Origin of the sequence: Stenotrophomonas sp. 17(2023), assembly GCF_030345315.1 — a bacterium.
GTDB classification, from domain to species: Bacteria; Pseudomonadota; Gammaproteobacteria; order Xanthomonadales; family Xanthomonadaceae; genus Stenotrophomonas; species Stenotrophomonas acidaminiphila.
The window spans coordinates 1-17935 of sequence record NZ_CP128405.1 but is presented as its reverse complement, the minus strand read 5'-3'; the positions used below and the strand labels follow the sequence as shown (position 1 = coordinate 17935).

Below are 17935 nucleotides of genomic sequence, written 5' to 3'. Positions count from 1 at the left end.
GACCTGTCCATGACCTCGTAAAAGCAGGGACAACCCGCGACAATAGCGCTCCTTTCGTCTGAAGGTAGCTCCTGACCATGTCCCGCACGTCGCTGACCCGCTTCCTGATCGAAGAGCAGCATGCCCGGCGCATCAACGCCGACCTGCGCCAGCTGGTGGCGGTGGTGGCCCGCGCCTGCACCAGCATCTCGATCGCGGTGAGCAAGGGCGCGCTGGGCGGCGTGCTCGGCGACGCCGGTACCGGCAACGTGCAGGGCGAGGCGCAGAAGAAACTGGACGTGATCTCCAACGAGATCCTGCTCGAGGCCAACGCCTGGGGTGGCCACCTGGCCGCCTGCGCGTCGGAGGAGATGGACCACAGCCAGCCGGTGCCGTCGGAGTATCCGCAGGGCGACTTCCTGCTGCTGTTCGATCCGCTGGACGGCAGCTCCAACATCGACGTGAACGTATCGGTGGGCACCATCTTTTCGGTGCTGCGCGCGCCGCCGGGCGTGGAACAGCCCGGCGACACCCACTTCCTGCAGCCGGGCGTGCAGCAGGTCGCGGCCGGCTACTGCATCTACGGGCCGAGCACGATGCTGGTGCTCACCGTCGGCCATGGCACCCATGCCTTCACCCTGGACCGCGAGACCGGCGAGTTCGTGCTCACCCAGCGCGGCATGCAGGTGCCGGCCGACACCCGCGAGTTCGCCATCAACATGTCCAACCAGCGCCATTGGGAAGCGCCGATGCAGGGCTACGTGGCCGACCTGCTGGCCGGCCGCGAGGGCGTGCGTGGCAAGGACTTCAACATGCGCTGGATCGCCTCGATGGTGGCCGACGTGCATCGCATCCTCACCCGCGGCGGCATCTTCATCTATCCGTGGGACCGGAAGGACCCGTCCAAGCCGGGCAAGCTGCGGCTGATGTACGAGGCCAACCCGATGTCGATGCTGGTCGAGCAGGCCGGCGGTGCCGCCACCGACGGCCGCCGCCGCATCCTCGACATCCAGCCCGAACAGCTGCACCAGCGCGTGCCGGTGTTCCTGGGCTCGCGCAACGAGGTGGCCGAGGCTACCCGTTACCACCGCGAGCACGACGCGCAGGGCTGAGCCGCCTGCGACCTGGGGGCGCGGGGCAGCCGCGCCCCGCCGGGTCATGGCCGGGCGCAGCGCATCGGCGGCGGATCAGAACAGCTCGCCCTGCGGCGAGGCCTTCTTCGCTGGTACCGGCGGCACGAAACGGCTGCAGTCCAGCCACGGCCACTGCTCGCGCGAGGCGTTGAAGCCCAGGCGCCTGCTGGCCAGCGCGAAGCGCCGCGACAGCAGCTGCGCGTAGACGCCTTCGCCGCGCATGCGCCTGCCGAACTGGCTGTCGTAATCCTTGCCGCCGCGCAGCTGGTTGATGGTGCTCATCACGTGCCCGGCACGCTGCGGGTGGTGCGCCTGCAGCCAGTCGCGGAACAGCGGCGCCACTTCATGCGGCAGGCGCAGCAGCACATAGCCGGCGCTGCGCGCGCCCGCATCGCGCGCCGCTTCCAGCACTGCTTCCAGTTCGGCGTCGTTGATCCACGGGATCACCGGCGCGACCATCACCCCGACCGGGATGCCCGCGTCGTGCAGCCGCCGCATCGCCCGCAGCCGCGCATGCGGTGCGGAAGCACGCGGCTCCAGCCTGGCCGACAGGTGCGGGTCCAGCGACGTCACCGAGAAATGCACGCTGACCAGGCGCTGCGCGGCCAGCGGCGCCAGCAGGTCGATGTCGCGCTCGACCAGCGCGTTCTTGGTGATCAGCGAGAACGGGTGGCGGGTCTCCAGCATTACTTCGATCAGCTGCCGGGTGATGCCCAGCCGGCGTTCGATCGGCTGGTAGGCATCGGTGTTGATGCCCAGCGCGATCGGCTTGACCACGTACCCGGGCCTGGCCAGCTCCCGGCGCAGCAGCTCGGCGGCATTGGTCTTGGCGAAGATCCGGGTCTCGAAATCCAGCCCCGGGGACAGGTTCAGGTAAGCGTGGGTGGGCCGCGCGAAGCAGTACGAGCAGCCGTGCTCGCACCCGCGGTAGGGGTTCACCGACTGCTCGAAGCCCACGTCCGGGGAATTGTTGCGACTGATGATGCTGCGTGCGGTTTCCGCGCGCACGTCGGTGCGCAGCCGCGGCGCGGCGAACTCTTCGGTGTCGTCGGCCTGCCAGCCATCGTCGACGGCATCGGTGGTGGTGGTTTCGAAACGGCCGGGCAGGTGGCTGGCGGCACCGCGGCCCTTGATCACGGTCGGCATCGGCCTACGCTAGCGCGGCGGCGTCGCAGATGCAGCGACGCGGCGTTCATGCTGGCCGCCGGGGCGCCTTCGCCATCGCGCGCCATGCACCGCCCATGGCTAGAATCGCGGCATGCGCGAAGCCCTGCACCATCTCTGGACCGGCGTGTCCTCCATTCCGCACGCGGCCCAGATCCTGGCGGCGGCCTATGTCGTGTACCTGGTGCTGCTGGCCGGCTACATCGTGCTGCAGAAGCGCGAGCCGGTGGCGACGCTGAGCTGGATCCTGTCGCTGGCGGCGCTGCCCTACATCGGGTTGTTCGTGTTCTACCTGATCGGACCGCAGAAGATCGTGCGCCAGCGCCTGCGCCGCGGGCGTTCGCGCGAGGGCATGGAGGCCTACAACGTGGTCTGCCCGGCCGACCTGCACTGCACCGAGCTGGCGCGCATCGGCCAGGCCACCACCGGGCTGCCGCCCAGCACCGCCACCGCGGTGGACTGGCTGGTCGACGGCGCGGCGACCTACGCCGCGATCCTGGCGGCAGTCGCCACGGCGCGGCGCCACGTGAACCTGGAGTACTACATCTTCGAACCCGACCACGCCGGTAGCGCGCTGCGCGACGCGCTGGCCGAACGCGCAAGGGCAGGGGTGAAGGTACGGCTGCTGCTCGACGCGGTCGGTTCGTCGCGGATCCGGCGCAGCTTCCTGCAACCGCTGGTCGATGCCGGTGGCGAGGTGGTGTGGTTCCATCCGCGGCAGCTGCTCAAACCGTTCCAGCGGCCCTGGCTGAACCTGCGCACGCACCGCAAGCTGGTGGTGATCGACGGGGCGGTCGCCTTCACCGGCGGCATCAACATCACCGATGAGGAGGACGAAAGCCGCGACCCCAACGCCTATCGCGACCTGCATACCCGCCTGAGCGGACATGTCGTACGCAGCCTGCAGCTGGTGTTCCTGGAGGACTGGATCTACGCAAGCGGGCAGGGCATGGACAACTTCGACCGGGAGGACCTGTTCCCGTCCGACGGTCCCGTCCGCGAGGACGGCACGGTGCAGGCACAAGTGCTTGTGTCCGGTCCGGATTCGTCGTGGGAGGCGATCCATCGCATGCACGTGGCGGCAATCCACGAGGCGTCGCGCCGGGTGTGGCTGGTGACACCGTACTTCGTCCCCGGCGAGGCCGCGCGGATGGCGCTGACCTCGGCCGCGCTCGGCGGGCTGGACACGCGCCTGCTGGTCCCACGGCGCAGCGATTCGCTGTTCGTCACCCTGGCCGGCCGCTCGTACTACGACGAGCTGCTGCAGGCCGGGGTCAAGATCTACGAGTACGGTCCGCGCATGCTGCATACCAAGGCATTCATCGCCGACGACGACACCTGCATCGTCGGCAGCGCCAACTTCGACCACCGCAGCTTCCGCCTGAACTTCGAACTGTCCATGCTCTACCACGACCACCGGCTGACCGCGCAGCTGGATGCGATCCTTGCGCAGGAGTTCGAGCGCGCCACGCCGGTGTTGCCCGACCGCCATCGCCCACTGTGGCGCCAGCGCCTGCCCGAGGCATTCGCCCGCCTCGCCTCGCCGCTGCTGTAGCGCCCGGCACCATGGAACCGGCCCGGGGCGGGCCGCTACACTGGGCGCCTCCACCGGGAGATCGTCATGTACTGGCTGTCGCTGCTGCTCGCGCTGGGCGCCTTCACCGTTTCCATCACGACCACGCACAGCGGTCTGATGCTGCTGTCGTTGCTGGCCGCGCTGCTGCTGTTGCTGCTGTGGATGAAGGGGTTGTACGCGGCACGCTTCGGCAGCACCACCAGGCAGGCGCCTCGGCCGCTGCACGCGGCCGAGCTGCAGGCCCTGCGCGACCAGTTGCGTCCCCCGGTACCGCCGGCGGCTCCGCCGTCCTCCCCTGCACCTGAAGAACAACCGCCGTCATGACCTGCCTGAGCGTCAACGTCAACAAGATCGCCGTGCTGCGCAATTCGCGCGGCGGCAACGACCCCGACGTGCTGCGCGCGGCGGCCGCGTGCCTGGATGCCGGTGCGCACGGCATCACCGTGCATCCGCGCCCGGACCAGCGGCATATCCGCGCCGACGACGTGCATGTGCTTTCGACGCTTACCCGCGCACGCGGCGTCGAATTCAACATCGAAGGCAATCCATTCGCGCCACCACGCCCGGGCTATCCGGGGCTGCTGCCGTTGTGCGAGCAGACGCGCCCGGCGCAGGCCACCCTGGTACCGGACGGCGATGGACAGCTGACCTCCGACCACGGTTTCGATTTCGCCCGCGACGGCGAACGCCTGCGCCCGCTGATCACTGCCTTGAAGGGCTGCGGTTGCCGGGTCAGCCTGTTCGTCGACGCCGGCAACCCCGACATCGCGATGGCCGCGGCAATCGGTGCCGACCGCGTGGAACTCTATACCGGTCCCTACGCCGAAGCCTTCGCCAACGGTGCCCCCGATGCCGCGCTGGCGCTGTTCGCCGATGCCGCGCGCCGCGCCCAGGCCGCCGGCCTGGGGGTCAACGCCGGCCACGACCTGTCGCAGGCCAACCTGGGCCGCTTCCTCGCGCACGTACCGCAGGTGCTGGAAGTTTCCATCGGCCACGCGCTGATCGGCGAGGCGCTGTACGAAGGCCTGGATGCGACGGTCAGGAGCTACCTGCGCATCATCGGCCAACAGCGCTGATCCAGCCGCAACGCCCCTCCATCCCACAAGACCAGGCAGCCAGCGGGAGCACGGCACCGGCATCCCGGGAACGGCGCAGCGTGCATTGGAGCCTGCCCATATCCCCAGGCCCGGGCCGCGGAGCCGCTTGTCCGGGCACGCGGGCTCATCCGGCAACGATGCACGCCCCCGTCCGCAGCACGATGCTTCCGTGTCGGCCCAGGGGCCGGTAGCGGGTGCGTAGCGGAACCGGGACAAAGGCGTAGCGGCTGCATCAGGGCAAAAAAAAACGCCCCCGGCTTGCGGGGGCGTTTTCCAGTCGCGTCATGACTTGGGTATTGCGTTACTGCACGAAACCGATCTTCTTCATCTGGGCGTTCTTGGCCTGGGCCAGGATCTTGGCCATGACCTCGTACTCGGAATCCGGATTGGCATCGATGCGAAGTTCCGGCTGGTTGGTCGGATCCTTCTGTACTTCTTCTTCCATCTTCTGCTGCAGGTCGTTCACGTTCACCGGGCTGTTGTTCCAGTAAACCTGATTGCTCGCATCCACACGCAGATCGATCGGCGGCGGCGGCTCGCGCAGCTGCGGCGGCGGGTTGATGACCCGCTGCGGCAGGTCCACGGCGATCGGGTACGTCATGATCGGCGCGGTCACGATGAAGATGATCAGCAGCACCAGCATCACGTCCACGAGGGGCGTGACGTTGATGTCGGCCATGGGGCCCCTGTTTCCACCACTACTGAAAGCCATCGCTTATTGCCCCTTTTCTTTGGTGGCAACGAAACCGACGTCCAGCATGCCCTGGCCCTGCGCGATCTTGGTCACTTCATTGATCACGCTCATCTTGGTGGTCTTGTCACCACGCAGGTTGAGCGGGGGCTGCGGCGTCTGCTGGGCAGCAGTGGCGAAACGCGACTCCAGGGTCTCCTTCGACACCGGCTCATCGTTCCAGTAGAGCGAACCGTCTTCCTTGACTGCCACCGTGATCGGGCCCGAACGCTTCTCAGCGTCGTCCGGATTGATGTACAGGTTGGCCTCGGGCAGCTCGACCTTGACCTTGTGGGACATCAGGGGAGCCGTGATGATGAAGATGATCAGCAGCACCAGCATCACGTCCACGAGGGGCGTGACGTTGATGTCGGCCATGGGGCCGCCGCTGTTACCACTACTGAAAGCCATAACGGGCTCCGTCTATATCGTTGCGAGGACTGCTCTGCTGCCGGCTCAGCGAACGCGCGAGCCGGTGGCGAAGAAGTCGTGCAGATCGTGCGCGAAGGTGTCGAACTTGCTGACGGTGGCGCTGTTGATCTTGCTGAAGAAGTTGAAGGCGAACACGGCCGGGATCGCGACGAACAGACCGATGGCGGTCATGATCAGCGCTTCACCCACCGGGCCGGCAACGGCGTCGATCGAGGCCGAACCGGTGGCACCGATCTTGATCAGCGCGCCGTAGATGCCCCACACGGTACCCAGCAGACCCACGAACGGAGCGGTCGCGCCGACGGTGGCCAGCAGGATCATGCCGCCCTGCAGCTTGTTGGATTCGCGGGTGACGGCCTGGCGCAGGGCGCGGTCGACGAACTCCGAACGGCTCAGGGTCTCGGCGGCACCGGCCTGCTGGTGGTGCGCAGCGGCCTGGGCGGCGTCCAGCGCGATCTTCGAGAACGGCTCCGAAGCCGGCTGCTCTTCCATGGCGCGGATCGCGTCCTGGGCATTGGCGGCGTCCCAGAACATGCCCGGCACGCGGTCGGAAGCCGACTTCAGGCGGGTCGAACGGAAGATGTTGATGACGGTCCAGTACCACGACATCGCCGACATCGCGACCAGGGTCAGCAGCACGACCCAGGAAACCGCGAAGTCACCCGGCTTGGAGGTCATTTCGTGAATCAGATGCTCGAAGCCCATCTGCGAGAGCGCGTTGTTTGCGTTGCCCCCGGCAGCAGCGGCGATGAAGATTTCCTGCAGCATGACGCTTACCTTTGTTGTGTGTGGTGTTAAAGGGTGTAGCTAAAGTCGAACGGTTCCCTGCTGGCGGCCGAGGGCCGCCGGGGGATCAGCTCAGCGCAAAGTTGACCGGGACGCGGACGCGACCAGCCGCCTTTTGTCCATTGATGACGGAAGGATTGAACTTCCACTTGCGTGCCGCATCCATGGCGGCGCGGTCGAGATCACGGTTACGGCTGGACTTCTCGACGGACACATTGGTGACGTTGCCGCTGGCGTCGACATCAATGATGAGGATGACCTCGCCCTGGATACCGGCGCGGAAGGCGGCCGGCGGGTAACGCGGCGGGTTCATGTTCTTGGACGAGATGTCCACGCTGGCCTGGATGTCGGTGACCTGCGCCGGCGGCGACGGCGGCGACGGCGGCGTCACCACGTCGGTCGGGCGCGGTTCCGGCACGTCCACCACCGGAGCTTCCGGCGGCGGCGGCAGCGGCGAGGGCTTCGGCGGCGCCAGGTTCTTGACCGGCGGCGGCGGGGTGTCCTGCGGCGGCGGCGGCGGCGGCGGCGGCGGCGGCGGCGGCGGGGCGTCGACCAGCGTCACCATGACGTTGCGTTCCTTTTCCGCGGCGGCCTTGGGGGCCACGGCCGGGATCAGGAGCATCATCAGGGCTGCCAGATGGAGTGCGATTACAAAGGCGATACCGGCGATGCGGGGCCAGCTCAGACCCGTCTCTTTCTCGCCGTCATACCTGTGGTGGAAAACCAGTTGTTCCGTCATGCGCCAAGAGCTCATTAGTGGGGCCGGGACGCCGCTGTTCCGACGCCCCTGATTCAGCGGTGCATGACACCGCAGGAACCTCCAAGCTTATACCAATCCTGACCGGCTGCGCATCACAAATGCAGCTGTTCAGGCGTTATTCCTGCTTACTTCAGGTTGATGATCTTGTCTGCATCGGCCGGGTTCTTGACACCTTTAGCCTTTGCATCCCGGGCCGCCTGCTTGGCCTCGGGAATCCGCCCTTCAGAGTGCAGTACACGCGCCAGATTCAGGTAGGTCTCGCCATCCTTGGAAAGCGGGGCGGCCTTCTGCCACGCCTCGATGGCCTGCGGGATCTGGTCGGAGTAGTAGTACGACTGCGCCAGCGCCAGGTATGCCTGGTAGTCCGGCTTGAGGATGCCCTTGGACATGCCCTCGTTGATCACCGCAATGACGTCCTTTTCCTTGTTCTCGGTGTTGGCATAGATCGAGTACAGCTGCTTGTACTCGCGCTCTTCGGTGAGCTGTCCGGCCGTACGCAGCTTGTCCATCACCGCGGCGGCCTTGTCCATCTGGTCGGCCTGCATGTACATGCTGGCCAGGTTCAGTTGCGCCTTCTTGTCGGCCGGGTTCCTGGCGGCCAGCGCTTCGGCGGCCTTGACCGCTTCGCCGGTCTGGCCGGCCTCGGCGTAGGAGGCCATCAGCAGCTGGTTCCAGCTGTCCTTCGGCTCGGGCGAGGCGGCGATGGCAGCCTTCAGCACCGGAATGGCCTCGGCATACTTTTCGGTCTGGTACAGGGCCTGGCCCTTGATCACCAGTTCTTCGGGCTTCTGCGACTTGGACTCGGCGAAGTACTTGTCCAGGTTGGCCAGGCCTTCGGCGTACTGCTCGTCCTGCAGCTGCAGCTGGGCCAGCATCAACATCGCCTGGAGGTGGCCGTTGTTGTCCAGCTGGTTCAGGGCGATGGCCTGCTGCAGGTACTGCTTGGCGGCGGCGTTGTCGTCCAGGTTGTAGGCCGCCTGCGAGGCGAGCTGGTTGGCGACCGCCTTGTCGTACTCGTTGGCGCCCTCGGCGGCGATGATCTCATCGGCCAGCTTGCGGGTCTCCTCGTACTCTTCCTTGTTGTAGGCGGCGAACAGCTTCTGCAGCTTGCCGTTCATCTTCGAGGACGACTTGCCGTTGGGTTCCTGGCGGGTTGCCTCCGGATACAGCACCTCGGCCTTGGCCGCACCGCGGCTGCGACGTTCGCCACCGCGGTCGGACGAGCGTGCCTGGGCGGCAGCATCGGCAACCACGACACCACCAAGCACGGTCGCGATGAGGACGGAAAGCAGGGCCTGCTTATGGCTGCGGGAGATCATGGGTCACCTCGATGGAACCGCGGGGGCGGGGCTGTAGACGGGCTGTCTGTGGGGACAGAGCCGCCAAACGTAACAGAAAAATTTTGACGGAGAAATCACTTCCGATGCTGTATTGCACCAATGTCCAGGGCCCCGGACGCTCATGTCCACGGATCAACCGCAGCGTGGCGTGCGTCCGGACTGCCGCGCCTGGCGGTAGACGGGTTCCAGCACGGCCACGTCGCGCTGCAGTTCGCGGATCCGGTTGGTCGGGTCCGGGTGGGTCGACAGCCACTGCGGGGGACGCCCGCCGCCGGCCGCCATCATGTTCTGCCACAGGTCCACGGCCTGGGCGGGATCGAATCCGGCCTGGGCCATCAGCCGCTGGCCGACCACATCGGCCTCGCTTTCCTGGGTGCGCGAGCCAGGCAACAGGATCAGTCCCTGTGCGCCCATGCCACCGAACTGGTTGACCGCGCTGGCCGCGGTATCGCCGTAGGCGGCGCCGGCCAGTGCGCCGATTATGCCCAGGCCCAGCTGCGTGCCCTGCTGGCGGGTGAGGCGCTCCTCGTGGTGCCGCGAGATCACATGGCCGATCTCATGGCCGATCACCGCGGCCAGCTGGTCCTGGTTCTTCGCCACCGTGAAGATGCCGCTGTTGAGCCCGACCTTGCCGCCGGGCAGGGCGAAGGCATTGGGTTCCTTCTCGACGAACAATGCCGTTTCCCAACGTACGTCCCGGTATTGTTGCGGCAGCTCGGCGACCAGCGCGTTGACCACGCATTGGACATACGCATTCTGGCGGGCGTCCCTGCTCAGGGTCTGCCTGGCCTTGGTTTCGGCGAAGGCCTGCGCACCGAGCTGGTCCAGCTGCTGTGGGGAAATCCCGCCCACGACCTGACGGCGCCCGGTGGGCGAAGTGGTGGTCGCGCAGGCGCCGAGCAGCAGGGCGATGGCGGCGCCGAACAGCAGCGGTTTCATGGCGTACTTACCCTCATTCATGCAGGCAGTGTGCGAGTGCCCGGCTTAAATTTCCGTCAACCTGCGACGCGCTTACTGGAGCCCGAAAAACACCAGTGCCGTCAGTGCGATCGCGTTGTTGAGCGTATGCGCGCCGATCGCCGCCCACAAGGTCCCGGTGCGGCGGTACAGCCAGGCGAAAGCCACGCCCATGCCGCCATAGACCAGCCACAGCTGCAGGATTTCCGGCAGCCCGTTGCCGCTGGTCCCGGGAATCTCGTGGATGAACGCGAAGGCCGCGCCACTGAGCAGCATCCCCAGCCAGGGCCGGCCCGCCGCCCACAGACGCCCGAACAGCACCCGCCGGAACAGCAGTTCCTCGTAGGCCGGGGCCAGGAACACCGCGAAAACCACCAGGAACACGGGGTAGTGGGCCAATGCCTGTTCCATCAGCGGCAGATTGGTCGGTACCGGCTCGATGCCGAACTGCTTGCCGATCCAGCTGATCAGGCTGCTGCCGGCGAACACCGCGGCGGCCACCAGCAGGGTCCAGCCCCAGGTGGAACCACGGCGGACAGCGGCGTGGGAAGCGGCACGTTCGGCCTGCGAGGCGGGCCGGCGCCAGAAATACAGCACCAGCGCGGCAAGGCCTGTGGACACCAGTGCGATCAGCATCTGCGCCAAGGCACCGGGCTGGCCCAGCTGCGAACCCAGCTGCGCCGCATCCGGCGCTCCACCGCCTTCGCGTGCGAGCGCCATGCCGACCTCGAAACCGCGCCACAGGCCCCAGGCCAGGCCGCAGGCCAGGCTCAGGCCCAGCAGGATGCAGGCTGCCAGCAGGATATCCAGTCCGAAGCCCAGCAGTGGCGAACCCGGGCGGGACGCGCGGGGTGCGGCAGGCGGGACGGACAGCGGAACCGGTGGGGGTGCGGACATCGTGATCCTGCGGCAGCAGCGGAAGTCGTGGGCAGGCGCCAGCTGCGGCCCCTGCCCGTGTTGCCGGATTGTGTCAGATATCCAGATTGGTGACCTTCAGCGCGTTGTCCTCGATGAAATCGCGGCGCGGTTCGACCACGTCGCCCATCAGGGTGCTGAAGATCTGGTCGGCGGCCACGGCATCCTCGATCCGCACCTGCAGCAGGCGGCGGGTATCGGGGTTGACCGTGGTGTCCCACAGCTGCTCCGGGTTCATTTCGCCCAGACCCTTGAAGCGCTGGATCTGGCGGCCCTTCTTGGCTTCCTCCATCAGCCAGGCCTGCGCCTGGGCGAAGCCGGTGACCTCGGCCGAACGGTTGCCGCGGTTGATGGTCGCGCCTTCGCGGATCAGGCCGTGCAGCAGCTGCGACGCCTGGTGCAGCGGACGCAGGTCGCCGGATTCGAATGCCGCCAGCGGCAGCACCTGGATGTGTTCCTCGCCCATGTGGCGACGCGTGACCAGCACCGCGGCTGGACGCTGTTCGGTGGGCTCCTGCAGGACCAGGCTGAAACGCGGCGTGCCCAGGCTGCCCTGGTTCAGGCGCTTGGCCAGCGCGTCCAGGCCTTCGCCGGCGGGGGCGTTGCGCAGGTGCTCAAGGTCCATCGGGGTGAAGTCGACCAGGGCTTCGAGCAGGCTGCGATCGTAGCGATGGGCGTTGCGGTCGATCGCGTCCTGGGCGCTGGCGTAGGTCATCAGCAGCTTCTCGAGCGCGACCCCTTCGATCGGCGGTTCGCCACTGGCCGGGATCAGCGAAGCGTTTTCGACCGCGTTGTTGGCCAGGTAGGCATCCAGTGCCGGATCGTCCTTCAGGTACAGCTCGGTCTTGCCCTGCTTGATCTTGTACAGCGGCGGCAGTCCGATGTAGACGTAGCCGCGCTCGATCAGCTCCGGCATCTGCCGGTAGAAGAACGTCAGCAGCAGCGTGCGGATGTGCGCGCCGTCGACGTCGGCGTCGGTCATGATGATGATCTTGTGGTAGCGCAGCTTGTCCGGGTTGTACTCATCGCGGCCGATGCCGGTACCCAACGCGGTGATCAGCGTACCGACCTGGTCGGAGGACAGCATGCGGTCGAAGCGTGCGCGTTCCACGTTGAGGATCTTGCCGCGCAGCGGCAGCACTGCCTGGTTCTTGCGGTTGCGGCCCTGCTTGGCCGAGCCGCCTGCCGAGTCGCCCTCGACGATGAACAGTTCCGACAGCGCCGGATCCTTTTCCTGGCAGTCGGCCAGCTTGCCGGGCAGGCCCGCGATATCCAGCGCACCCTTGCGGCGGGTCAGATCGCGTGCCTTGCGCGCGGCCTCGCGGGCGCGGGCGGCGTCGACGATCTTGCCGGCGATGGCCTTGGCTTCGTTCGGGTTCTCCTGCAGGAATTCCTCAAGGCGCGCGCCGAAGGCATTTTCCACGGCCGGGCGCACGTCGGAGCTGACCAGCTTTTCCTTGGTCTGACTGGAGAAGCTCGGGTCCGGCACCTTCACCGACAGCACCGCGATCATGCCTTCGCGCATGTCGTCGCCGGTCAGACTGATCTTGGCCTGCTTGGCGATGCCGTTCTGCTCGATGTAGTTGTTCAGCACGCGGGTCAGGGCGCCGCGGAAGCCGGCCAGGTGGGTGCCGCCGTCCTTCTGCGGGATGTTGTTGGTGAAGCAGTACATCGTTTCCTGGTAGGAATCGGTCCACTGCAGCGCCACCTCCACGGTGATGCCGTTGTGCTCGCCGCTGACCGCGATGACGTTCGGGTGCAGCGGGGTCTTCAGCTGCGCCAGATGTTCGACGAAGCTCTTGATGCCGCCTTCGTAGTGGAAATCGTCGCGACGGCCCTCGCCACGTTCGTCGGCCAGGATGACCTTGACGCCCGAGTTGAGGAACGAGAGTTCGCGCAGGCGCCGCGCCAGGATTTCGTAATGGAACTCGACGTTGCCGTGGAAGGCCACGGTCGAGGGCCAGAAGCGCACGGTGGTACCGCGCTTGCTCGTGGTACCCAGCTGCTTCAGCGGGCCGACCGCGGCACCGTTGCTGAATTCCTGCTGGTAGTGGAAACCGCCCTGGAACACATCCAGCAGCAGCTTCTCCGACAGCGCGTTGACCACGCTGACGCCCACGCCATGCAGGCCGCCGGACACCTTGTAGCTGTTGTCGTCGAACTTGCCGCCGGCGTGCAGGACCGTCATCACCACCTCGGCGGCGGACACCTCGCGGCCGAGCTTCTGGCTCATCTGCTCGTGCTTGCCCACCGGGATGCCGCGGCCGTTGTCCGACACCGATACCGAGCCATCGGCATGGATCGTCACCAGCACGTTGTCGGCATGGCCGGCCAGCGCTTCGTCGATGGAGTTGTCGACGACTTCGAACACCATATGGTGCAGGCCGGTGCCATCGTGGACATCGCCGATGTACATGCCGGGACGCTTGCGGACAGCCTCCAGGCCTTCAAGGGCGGTGATGCTGTTGGCGTCGTAATTGCCGTTGCTGGCCGGAGTGTTCTGTTCTTCGCTCATCGCGCTTGCCGTTGGCTCCACAGGTCACGCGCCGGCCCGGAGGTCGGGGCGTGAGTAAAGAGGGGATCGTTGAAAGTATACCAGCCGGGCCATTACCCACCCGGAACCGTCATTGACGGACCTGGATGGCACCGTGTTCCACGTGGAACACGGCAGCCGGGTGCAGGCGTTCTTCAAGTACCGCAGGGATCTCGGTGGCGGTAATGAAAACCTGCGCGGGGGTTGCGGCCAGCAGCTGCAGTACGCGTTGCTGGTGGTGCCGGTCCAGTTCCGCCCCCAGGTCGTCCAGGGCGATCACCGGCCATTCGCCCCGCTGGGCCGCGTAATCGTCCGCCTGGGCCAGCAGGCAGGCCAGGGCAGTGAGCTTGGCCTGCCCGCGCGACAACGCATCCCGGCCGGGGATTTCCCCGTAGCCAACCGACCAGTCGGCCCGGTGTGGCCCCACCGAGGTATGACCCACGGTGCGGTCGCGCTCGCGGGACAGCAACAACGCGTCGGCCAGCGACATCTCGTGCCGGCGCCAACCGGGTTGCAGCTCCAGGCCCTGCAACTGCAGCCCTGGCGCCAGATCCGCGGCGATGGCCACCGCACGTTCCTGCAGGCGATCGAGGTACTGCTGCCGCCGCGAGGCCAACGGAACGCCGGCTTCAGCAAGCTCGTGATCCCAAGCATCGAGCTGGCGTGGCGCCGCCCCGGCCTTGAGCAGGGCGTTGCGCTGCTTGAGCGCACGCGTGTAACGGCGCCACAGGGGAAGAAAGTCAGGTTCCACGTGGAACAATCCCCAATCGATGAAGCGCCGGCGCGGTTCGCTGCCACCGCTGACCAGTGCATGGCTGCCGGGCTCGAAGGTCACCACCGCCAGCGCCGCGCACAGCGACCCCAGCTGCGCCACATCCTCTCCATCAAGACGGCCTTTCCAGGCCTGCCCGCCATGGCGCAGGCCGGCGCGCCGGACCCGTTCCCCACCGGCAGCCCCGGCACGTTCCTGCCATTCGACGAAGACGTCCAGGGCCTCGGCGCCCTTCTGCACCAGTCCATCGCGGACCCGCCCCCGGAAGCTGCGGCCGTAAGCCATCAGGTGCAGGGCTTCGAGCAGGCTGGTCTTGCCGGCCCCGTTGTCCCCCGTGATCAGGTTGATCCCCGGGCGGGGAGCCAGTTCCACGGAATCGAACCGGCGGACGCGGTTCAGCGAGATACGGACGATGTGCATTGATGCTCGGGAGTAGAAGCAACGCCCAGGCATTGCATCCGGGGCAGGATCGGCAGCTTAAAGCATCCACCCGTCGAACCGGGCACCGGGCCAGCACCGCGGATCTAGACACCACGCCGTCTCCGGATCCTGTGCGTCGAGGGTGGGGTGCCCGTTGGCATCCTGTGGATAAATTTGCTGGGTATTGCCCCGAAATCGCTTGCCCACAGCTATCCACAGGCTCTTCCCCGGCTTTTCCATAGGGGTTTCAGCATACTAATTCCATTTAAAAACAACAATATAGCTGTGTTTTACATGAAATCCAGCCCTACCATCACCACCAAGCTTCTGATTTATTCCTAGATTTAAAGCTCTAAGGGCTCGCAGGAACAATGTTGGAACGGCAATCCGTCTTCCAGTTCGGGACGCAATGGGGAATTGAAAGCCGGCGCCAACCTGCGAAACCGCGCGGTCATGACCAGGATCCTTCCAGGATCGAAGGTGGGCCCGTGTAGTTCAGTTCCACGTGGAACTCCCTTTGGGGCAGGCAATCGCCAGGCGAAAAAAAGCCCGGCACTGCCGGGCTTATGTTCCACGTGGAACCAGAACTGTCACAGACGCAGCGGCATGACCACATGCCGCGATTTCTCGCTGCTGGCTTCACGCACCAGGGCCGAGGAGTTGGAATCGCGCAGCAGGATGACGATGTGCTCGTCGCGCAATGCCGACAGCGCATCGAGCAGGTAGTTGACGTTGAAGCCGATAGCCAGGTCGCTGACCTGGGTTTCCGCCTCAATCTCTTCCTGCGCTTCTTCCTGCTCGGGATTGTGCGCACTGATCTTCAGCTGGCCCGGGGTGACCTCGACGCGGACGCCGCGGTACTTCTCGTTGGACAGGATGGCTGCACGCTGCAGCGACGCACGCAGGGTTTCACGGTCCACCTTCACTTCGCGGTCGGCGCCGATCGGAATAACCGCTTCGTAATCCGGGAAACGGCCGTCGATCAGCTTCGAGGTGAAGGTGACATCGTCGCGCTTCACCCGGACGTGGCTGCGGCCGACTTCCAGCTCCACCTCGCGGTCGCCCCCCTCGAGCAGGCGCTGCAGCTCGGTCACGCCCTTGCGCGGCACGATGATCTGGCGCTTGGAACCGGTGCTGTTCTCCAGCGCGGTTTCGCACAGGGCCAGGCGGTGGCCGTCGGTAGCCACGCAGCGCAGCAGCTGGTCGCGCAGGTCGAACAGCAGGCCGTTGAGGTAATAACGCACGTCCTGCTGTGCCATCGCGAATGCGGTGCGCTCGATCAGTTCCTTCAGTGCCGACTCCGGCACCGCCACGCGCTCGGTGGCCTCGACTTCATCCACCGACGGGAAATCGTTTGCCGGCAGCGTGGCCAGCGTGAAGCGGCTGCGCCCGGCCTGCACTGTGATCTTCTCGCCGGTCTGCGACACGGTCACGCGGCTGCCGTCGGGCAGGGCGCGGACGATCTCGAACAGCTTGCGTGCCGGAATCGTGGTTTCGCCGTCCTGCGCATCCTCGACCGCGATGCGGGAAACCATCTCCACTTCCAGGTCGGTACCGGTCAATGACAGCTGGCCGCCCTGCACCTGGACCAGGAAGTTGGCCAGAACCGGAAGGGTCTGACGGCGTTCGACCACGTTGACGACCTGCGCCAACGGCTTGAGGAAGGCTTCGCGCTGCAGTGTGAAACGCATGTGGTTTCGTGCCCCTATGCTTTTAAAGATGTGGGTTAAATCAAAAGCTTGGTGGTGCTGGTAGAGCCAGATTTGGTTTAAAACACACCCAAGTATTTGTTTTTAAAGGATTTCATTGCGTTGAAACCCTCTGTACTACTGGCCCGGAACGGGTGGGGAAAGTTGTGGATAACCTGGCGCCGATCCGGAACCGCATTTTTATCCACAGCTTCCCCAATGTCTGCCCCCGAATGATGCACCGTTTTGTGCGATGACGCCTGCATGGCGCCGATGCATCATCTGCCGGCCCTGCTGCCTGGCCGTTCCCGGTGCCCCGATGACTCACTCACTCAACTTGCGGATGAGCTTGTCCCAGTCCTCGCGCAGCTTGCCGTCCGTCTCCATCAGCGTGCGGATCTGGCGGCATGCGTGCAGGACCGTGGTGTGGTCGCGGCCGGCGAAGGCGTCGCCGATTTCCGGCAGGCTGTGCTCGGTCAGCTCCTTGGTCAGCGCCATCGCCACCTGGCGCGGGCGCGCCAGCGAACGGGTCCGGCGCTTTGACAGCAGGTCCTTGATCTGCAGGCCGTAGTAGTCGGCCACGGTCTTCTGGATGTTGGGGATGCTGATCGCCTGCTGCTGGGCGCGCAGCAGGTCGCGCAGGGTTTCCTGGGCGAACTCGGTGGTGATCGCGCGGCCGGTGAAATTGGCGCGCGCGGTCAGCGTGTTGAGCGCGCCTTCCAGGTCGCGCACGTTGGAGCGCATCTTCTTGGCGATCAGGAACGCCACGTCATCGGGAATCTCGGCGCCGCGTTCGCGCGCCTTGGCCAGCACGATGGCCGCGCGGGTCTCGAAATCCGGCGGTTCGATCGCCACCGACAGACCCCAGGCCAGGCGCGACTTCAGCCGCGCTTCCAGGCCCTCGACTTCGCGCGGGTAGCGGTCGCAGGTCAGGATGATCTGCTGCTTACCGTCGAACAGCGCATTGAAGGTGTGGAAAAACTCCTCCTGGGTGCGGTCCTTGCCGGCAAAGAACTGGATGTCGTCGATCAGCAGCGCGTCCACCTGCTGGAACTGGCGCTTGAACTGGTCCATGGTCTTTTCCTGCAGCGCCCGGATCATGGCGCTGAAGAACTGCTCCGAACGCAGGTACAGCACCCGCGCGGCCGGGTTGGCCTGGCGCATCGCGTTGCCGGCGGCCAGCATCAGGTGGGTCTTGCCCAGGCCGGTGCCGCCGTACAGCAGCAGCGGGTTGTGCGCGCGGTCGCCGGGCTTCTGCGCCGCCTGGAAAGCGGCGGCCAGGCCCAGCTGGTTGCTGCGGCCCTCGACGAAGTTGGCGAAGGTGTAGTGCGCGTCGAGGTTGCCGTTGAACGGCACCACCGGCGCGGCCGGCGCCATGCTGGCGGCCGGGGCCAGGGCGGCCACCGGTTCGACCGCGCGCGGGCGCGAACCGATTTCCAGCTGCACGTCGGTGATGTCGGCGAAATAGCGCAACAACTCCTGGATGCGCGCCAGGTAGCGCTCGCGCACCTGGTCGACGATGAAGGCGTTCGGGGCGTACAGCACCATGCTGTCGGCGCGGTGGTCGGCCTGCAACGGCTTCAACCAGGTGTGGACATCTTCGGGCGGGAACTCCGCTTCCAGACGTTCGATACAACGGGACCAGGCATCCAT

The 17935-nt window shown here is 66.2% G+C and carries 16 protein-coding genes; 4 read left to right on the top strand and 12 right to left on the bottom strand.

The window, feature by feature from the left end:
• The first annotated feature begins 77 nt into the window (after positions 1-77).
• The gene (locus QQA12_RS00080) at positions 78-1091 is read left to right on the top strand and encodes a class 1 fructose-bisphosphatase (protein ID WP_054661265.1); all 1014 of its coding nucleotides are present in this window, start codon (positions 78-80) and stop codon (positions 1089-1091) included.
• A gap of 75 nt (positions 1092-1166) precedes the next feature.
• Here QQA12_RS00080 and QQA12_RS00075 read toward each other — a convergent pair whose 3' ends face one another.
• Positions 1167-2258, bottom strand: a complete 1092-nt coding sequence (locus QQA12_RS00075) for a PA0069 family radical SAM protein (protein ID WP_226049901.1) — start codon at positions 2256-2258, stop codon at positions 1167-1169.
• A gap of 112 nt (positions 2259-2370) precedes the next feature.
• Here QQA12_RS00075 and cls point away from each other — a divergent pair, with 112 nt between their 5' ends.
• The 3 genes from cls (at position 2371) to QQA12_RS00060 (ending at position 4928) form a co-directional block, all read left to right on the top strand.
• Complete coding sequence (cls, locus tag QQA12_RS00070; RefSeq protein ID WP_226049900.1) at positions 2371-3831, top strand: cardiolipin synthase; 1461 nt, start codon at positions 2371-2373, stop codon at positions 3829-3831.
• 66 nt (positions 3832-3897) lie between these two features.
• Positions 3898-4176, top strand: coding sequence for a hypothetical protein (locus QQA12_RS00065; RefSeq protein ID WP_225546662.1), 279 nt, complete (start codon positions 3898-3900; stop codon positions 4174-4176).
• Positions 4173-4928 carry a pyridoxine 5'-phosphate synthase gene (locus tag QQA12_RS00060; protein WP_226049899.1) on the top strand — a complete coding sequence of 252 codons (756 nt, stop codon included), beginning with the start codon at positions 4173-4175 and terminating at the stop codon, positions 4926-4928. Before QQA12_RS00065 ends, QQA12_RS00060 begins: the two co-directional genes overlap by 4 nt.
• A gap of 322 nt (positions 4929-5250) precedes the next feature.
• Here the strand turns inward: QQA12_RS00060 and QQA12_RS00055 are convergent, their stop codons facing one another.
• The 11 genes from QQA12_RS00055 to dnaA all read right to left on the bottom strand — a co-directional run bounded on the left by QQA12_RS00055 (position 5251) and on the right by dnaA (position 17935).
• A complete protein-coding gene (locus tag QQA12_RS00055) occupies positions 5251-5661 on the bottom strand; it encodes a biopolymer transporter ExbD (protein WP_054661253.1) in 411 nt (136 codons plus the stop codon).
• Positions 5662-5664: 3 nt separating this feature from the next.
• Complete coding sequence (locus QQA12_RS00050) at positions 5665-6090, bottom strand: biopolymer transporter ExbD (protein WP_054661250.1); 426 nt, start codon at positions 6088-6090, stop codon at positions 5665-5667.
• 45 nt (positions 6091-6135) lie between these two features.
• A complete protein-coding gene (gene exbB / locus QQA12_RS00045) occupies positions 6136-6879 on the bottom strand; it encodes a TonB-system energizer ExbB (RefSeq protein ID WP_054661248.1) in 744 nt (247 codons plus the stop codon).
• A gap of 85 nt (positions 6880-6964) precedes the next feature.
• A complete protein-coding gene (locus QQA12_RS00040) occupies positions 6965-7522 on the bottom strand; it encodes an energy transducer TonB (RefSeq protein ID WP_226049972.1) in 558 nt (185 codons plus the stop codon).
• A gap of 260 nt (positions 7523-7782) precedes the next feature.
• Entirely contained in the window at positions 7783-8976 is a 1194-nt protein-coding gene (locus QQA12_RS00035) for a tetratricopeptide repeat protein (RefSeq protein WP_054661243.1), read from the bottom strand.
• Between the two features lie 153 nt (positions 8977-9129).
• A complete protein-coding gene (locus QQA12_RS00030) occupies positions 9130-9936 on the bottom strand; it encodes a M48 family metallopeptidase (RefSeq protein WP_226049898.1) in 807 nt (268 codons plus the stop codon).
• 72 nt (positions 9937-10008) lie between these two features.
• The gene (locus tag QQA12_RS00025) at positions 10009-10851 is read right to left on the bottom strand and encodes a CPBP family intramembrane glutamic endopeptidase (RefSeq protein ID WP_226049897.1); all 843 of its coding nucleotides are present in this window, start codon (positions 10849-10851) and stop codon (positions 10009-10011) included.
• A 73-nt stretch (positions 10852-10924) separates the two neighbouring features.
• Positions 10925-13384, bottom strand: coding sequence for a DNA topoisomerase (ATP-hydrolyzing) subunit B (gene gyrB, locus QQA12_RS00020; protein WP_226049896.1), 2460 nt, complete (start codon positions 13382-13384; stop codon positions 10925-10927).
• A 109-nt stretch (positions 13385-13493) separates the two neighbouring features.
• On the bottom strand, positions 13494-14594 hold the full coding sequence (recF, locus tag QQA12_RS00015; RefSeq protein ID WP_226049895.1) for a DNA replication/repair protein RecF: 1101 nt from the start codon (positions 14592-14594) through the stop codon (positions 13494-13496).
• 590 nt (positions 14595-15184) lie between these two features.
• Positions 15185-16285 carry a DNA polymerase III subunit beta gene (dnaN, locus tag QQA12_RS00010; RefSeq protein WP_054661226.1) on the bottom strand — a complete coding sequence of 367 codons (1101 nt, stop codon included), beginning with the start codon at positions 16283-16285 and terminating at the stop codon, positions 15185-15187.
• 321 nt (positions 16286-16606) lie between these two features.
• Positions 16607-17935, bottom strand: a complete 1329-nt coding sequence (gene dnaA / locus QQA12_RS00005) for a chromosomal replication initiator protein DnaA (RefSeq protein WP_054661223.1) — start codon at positions 17933-17935, stop codon at positions 16607-16609.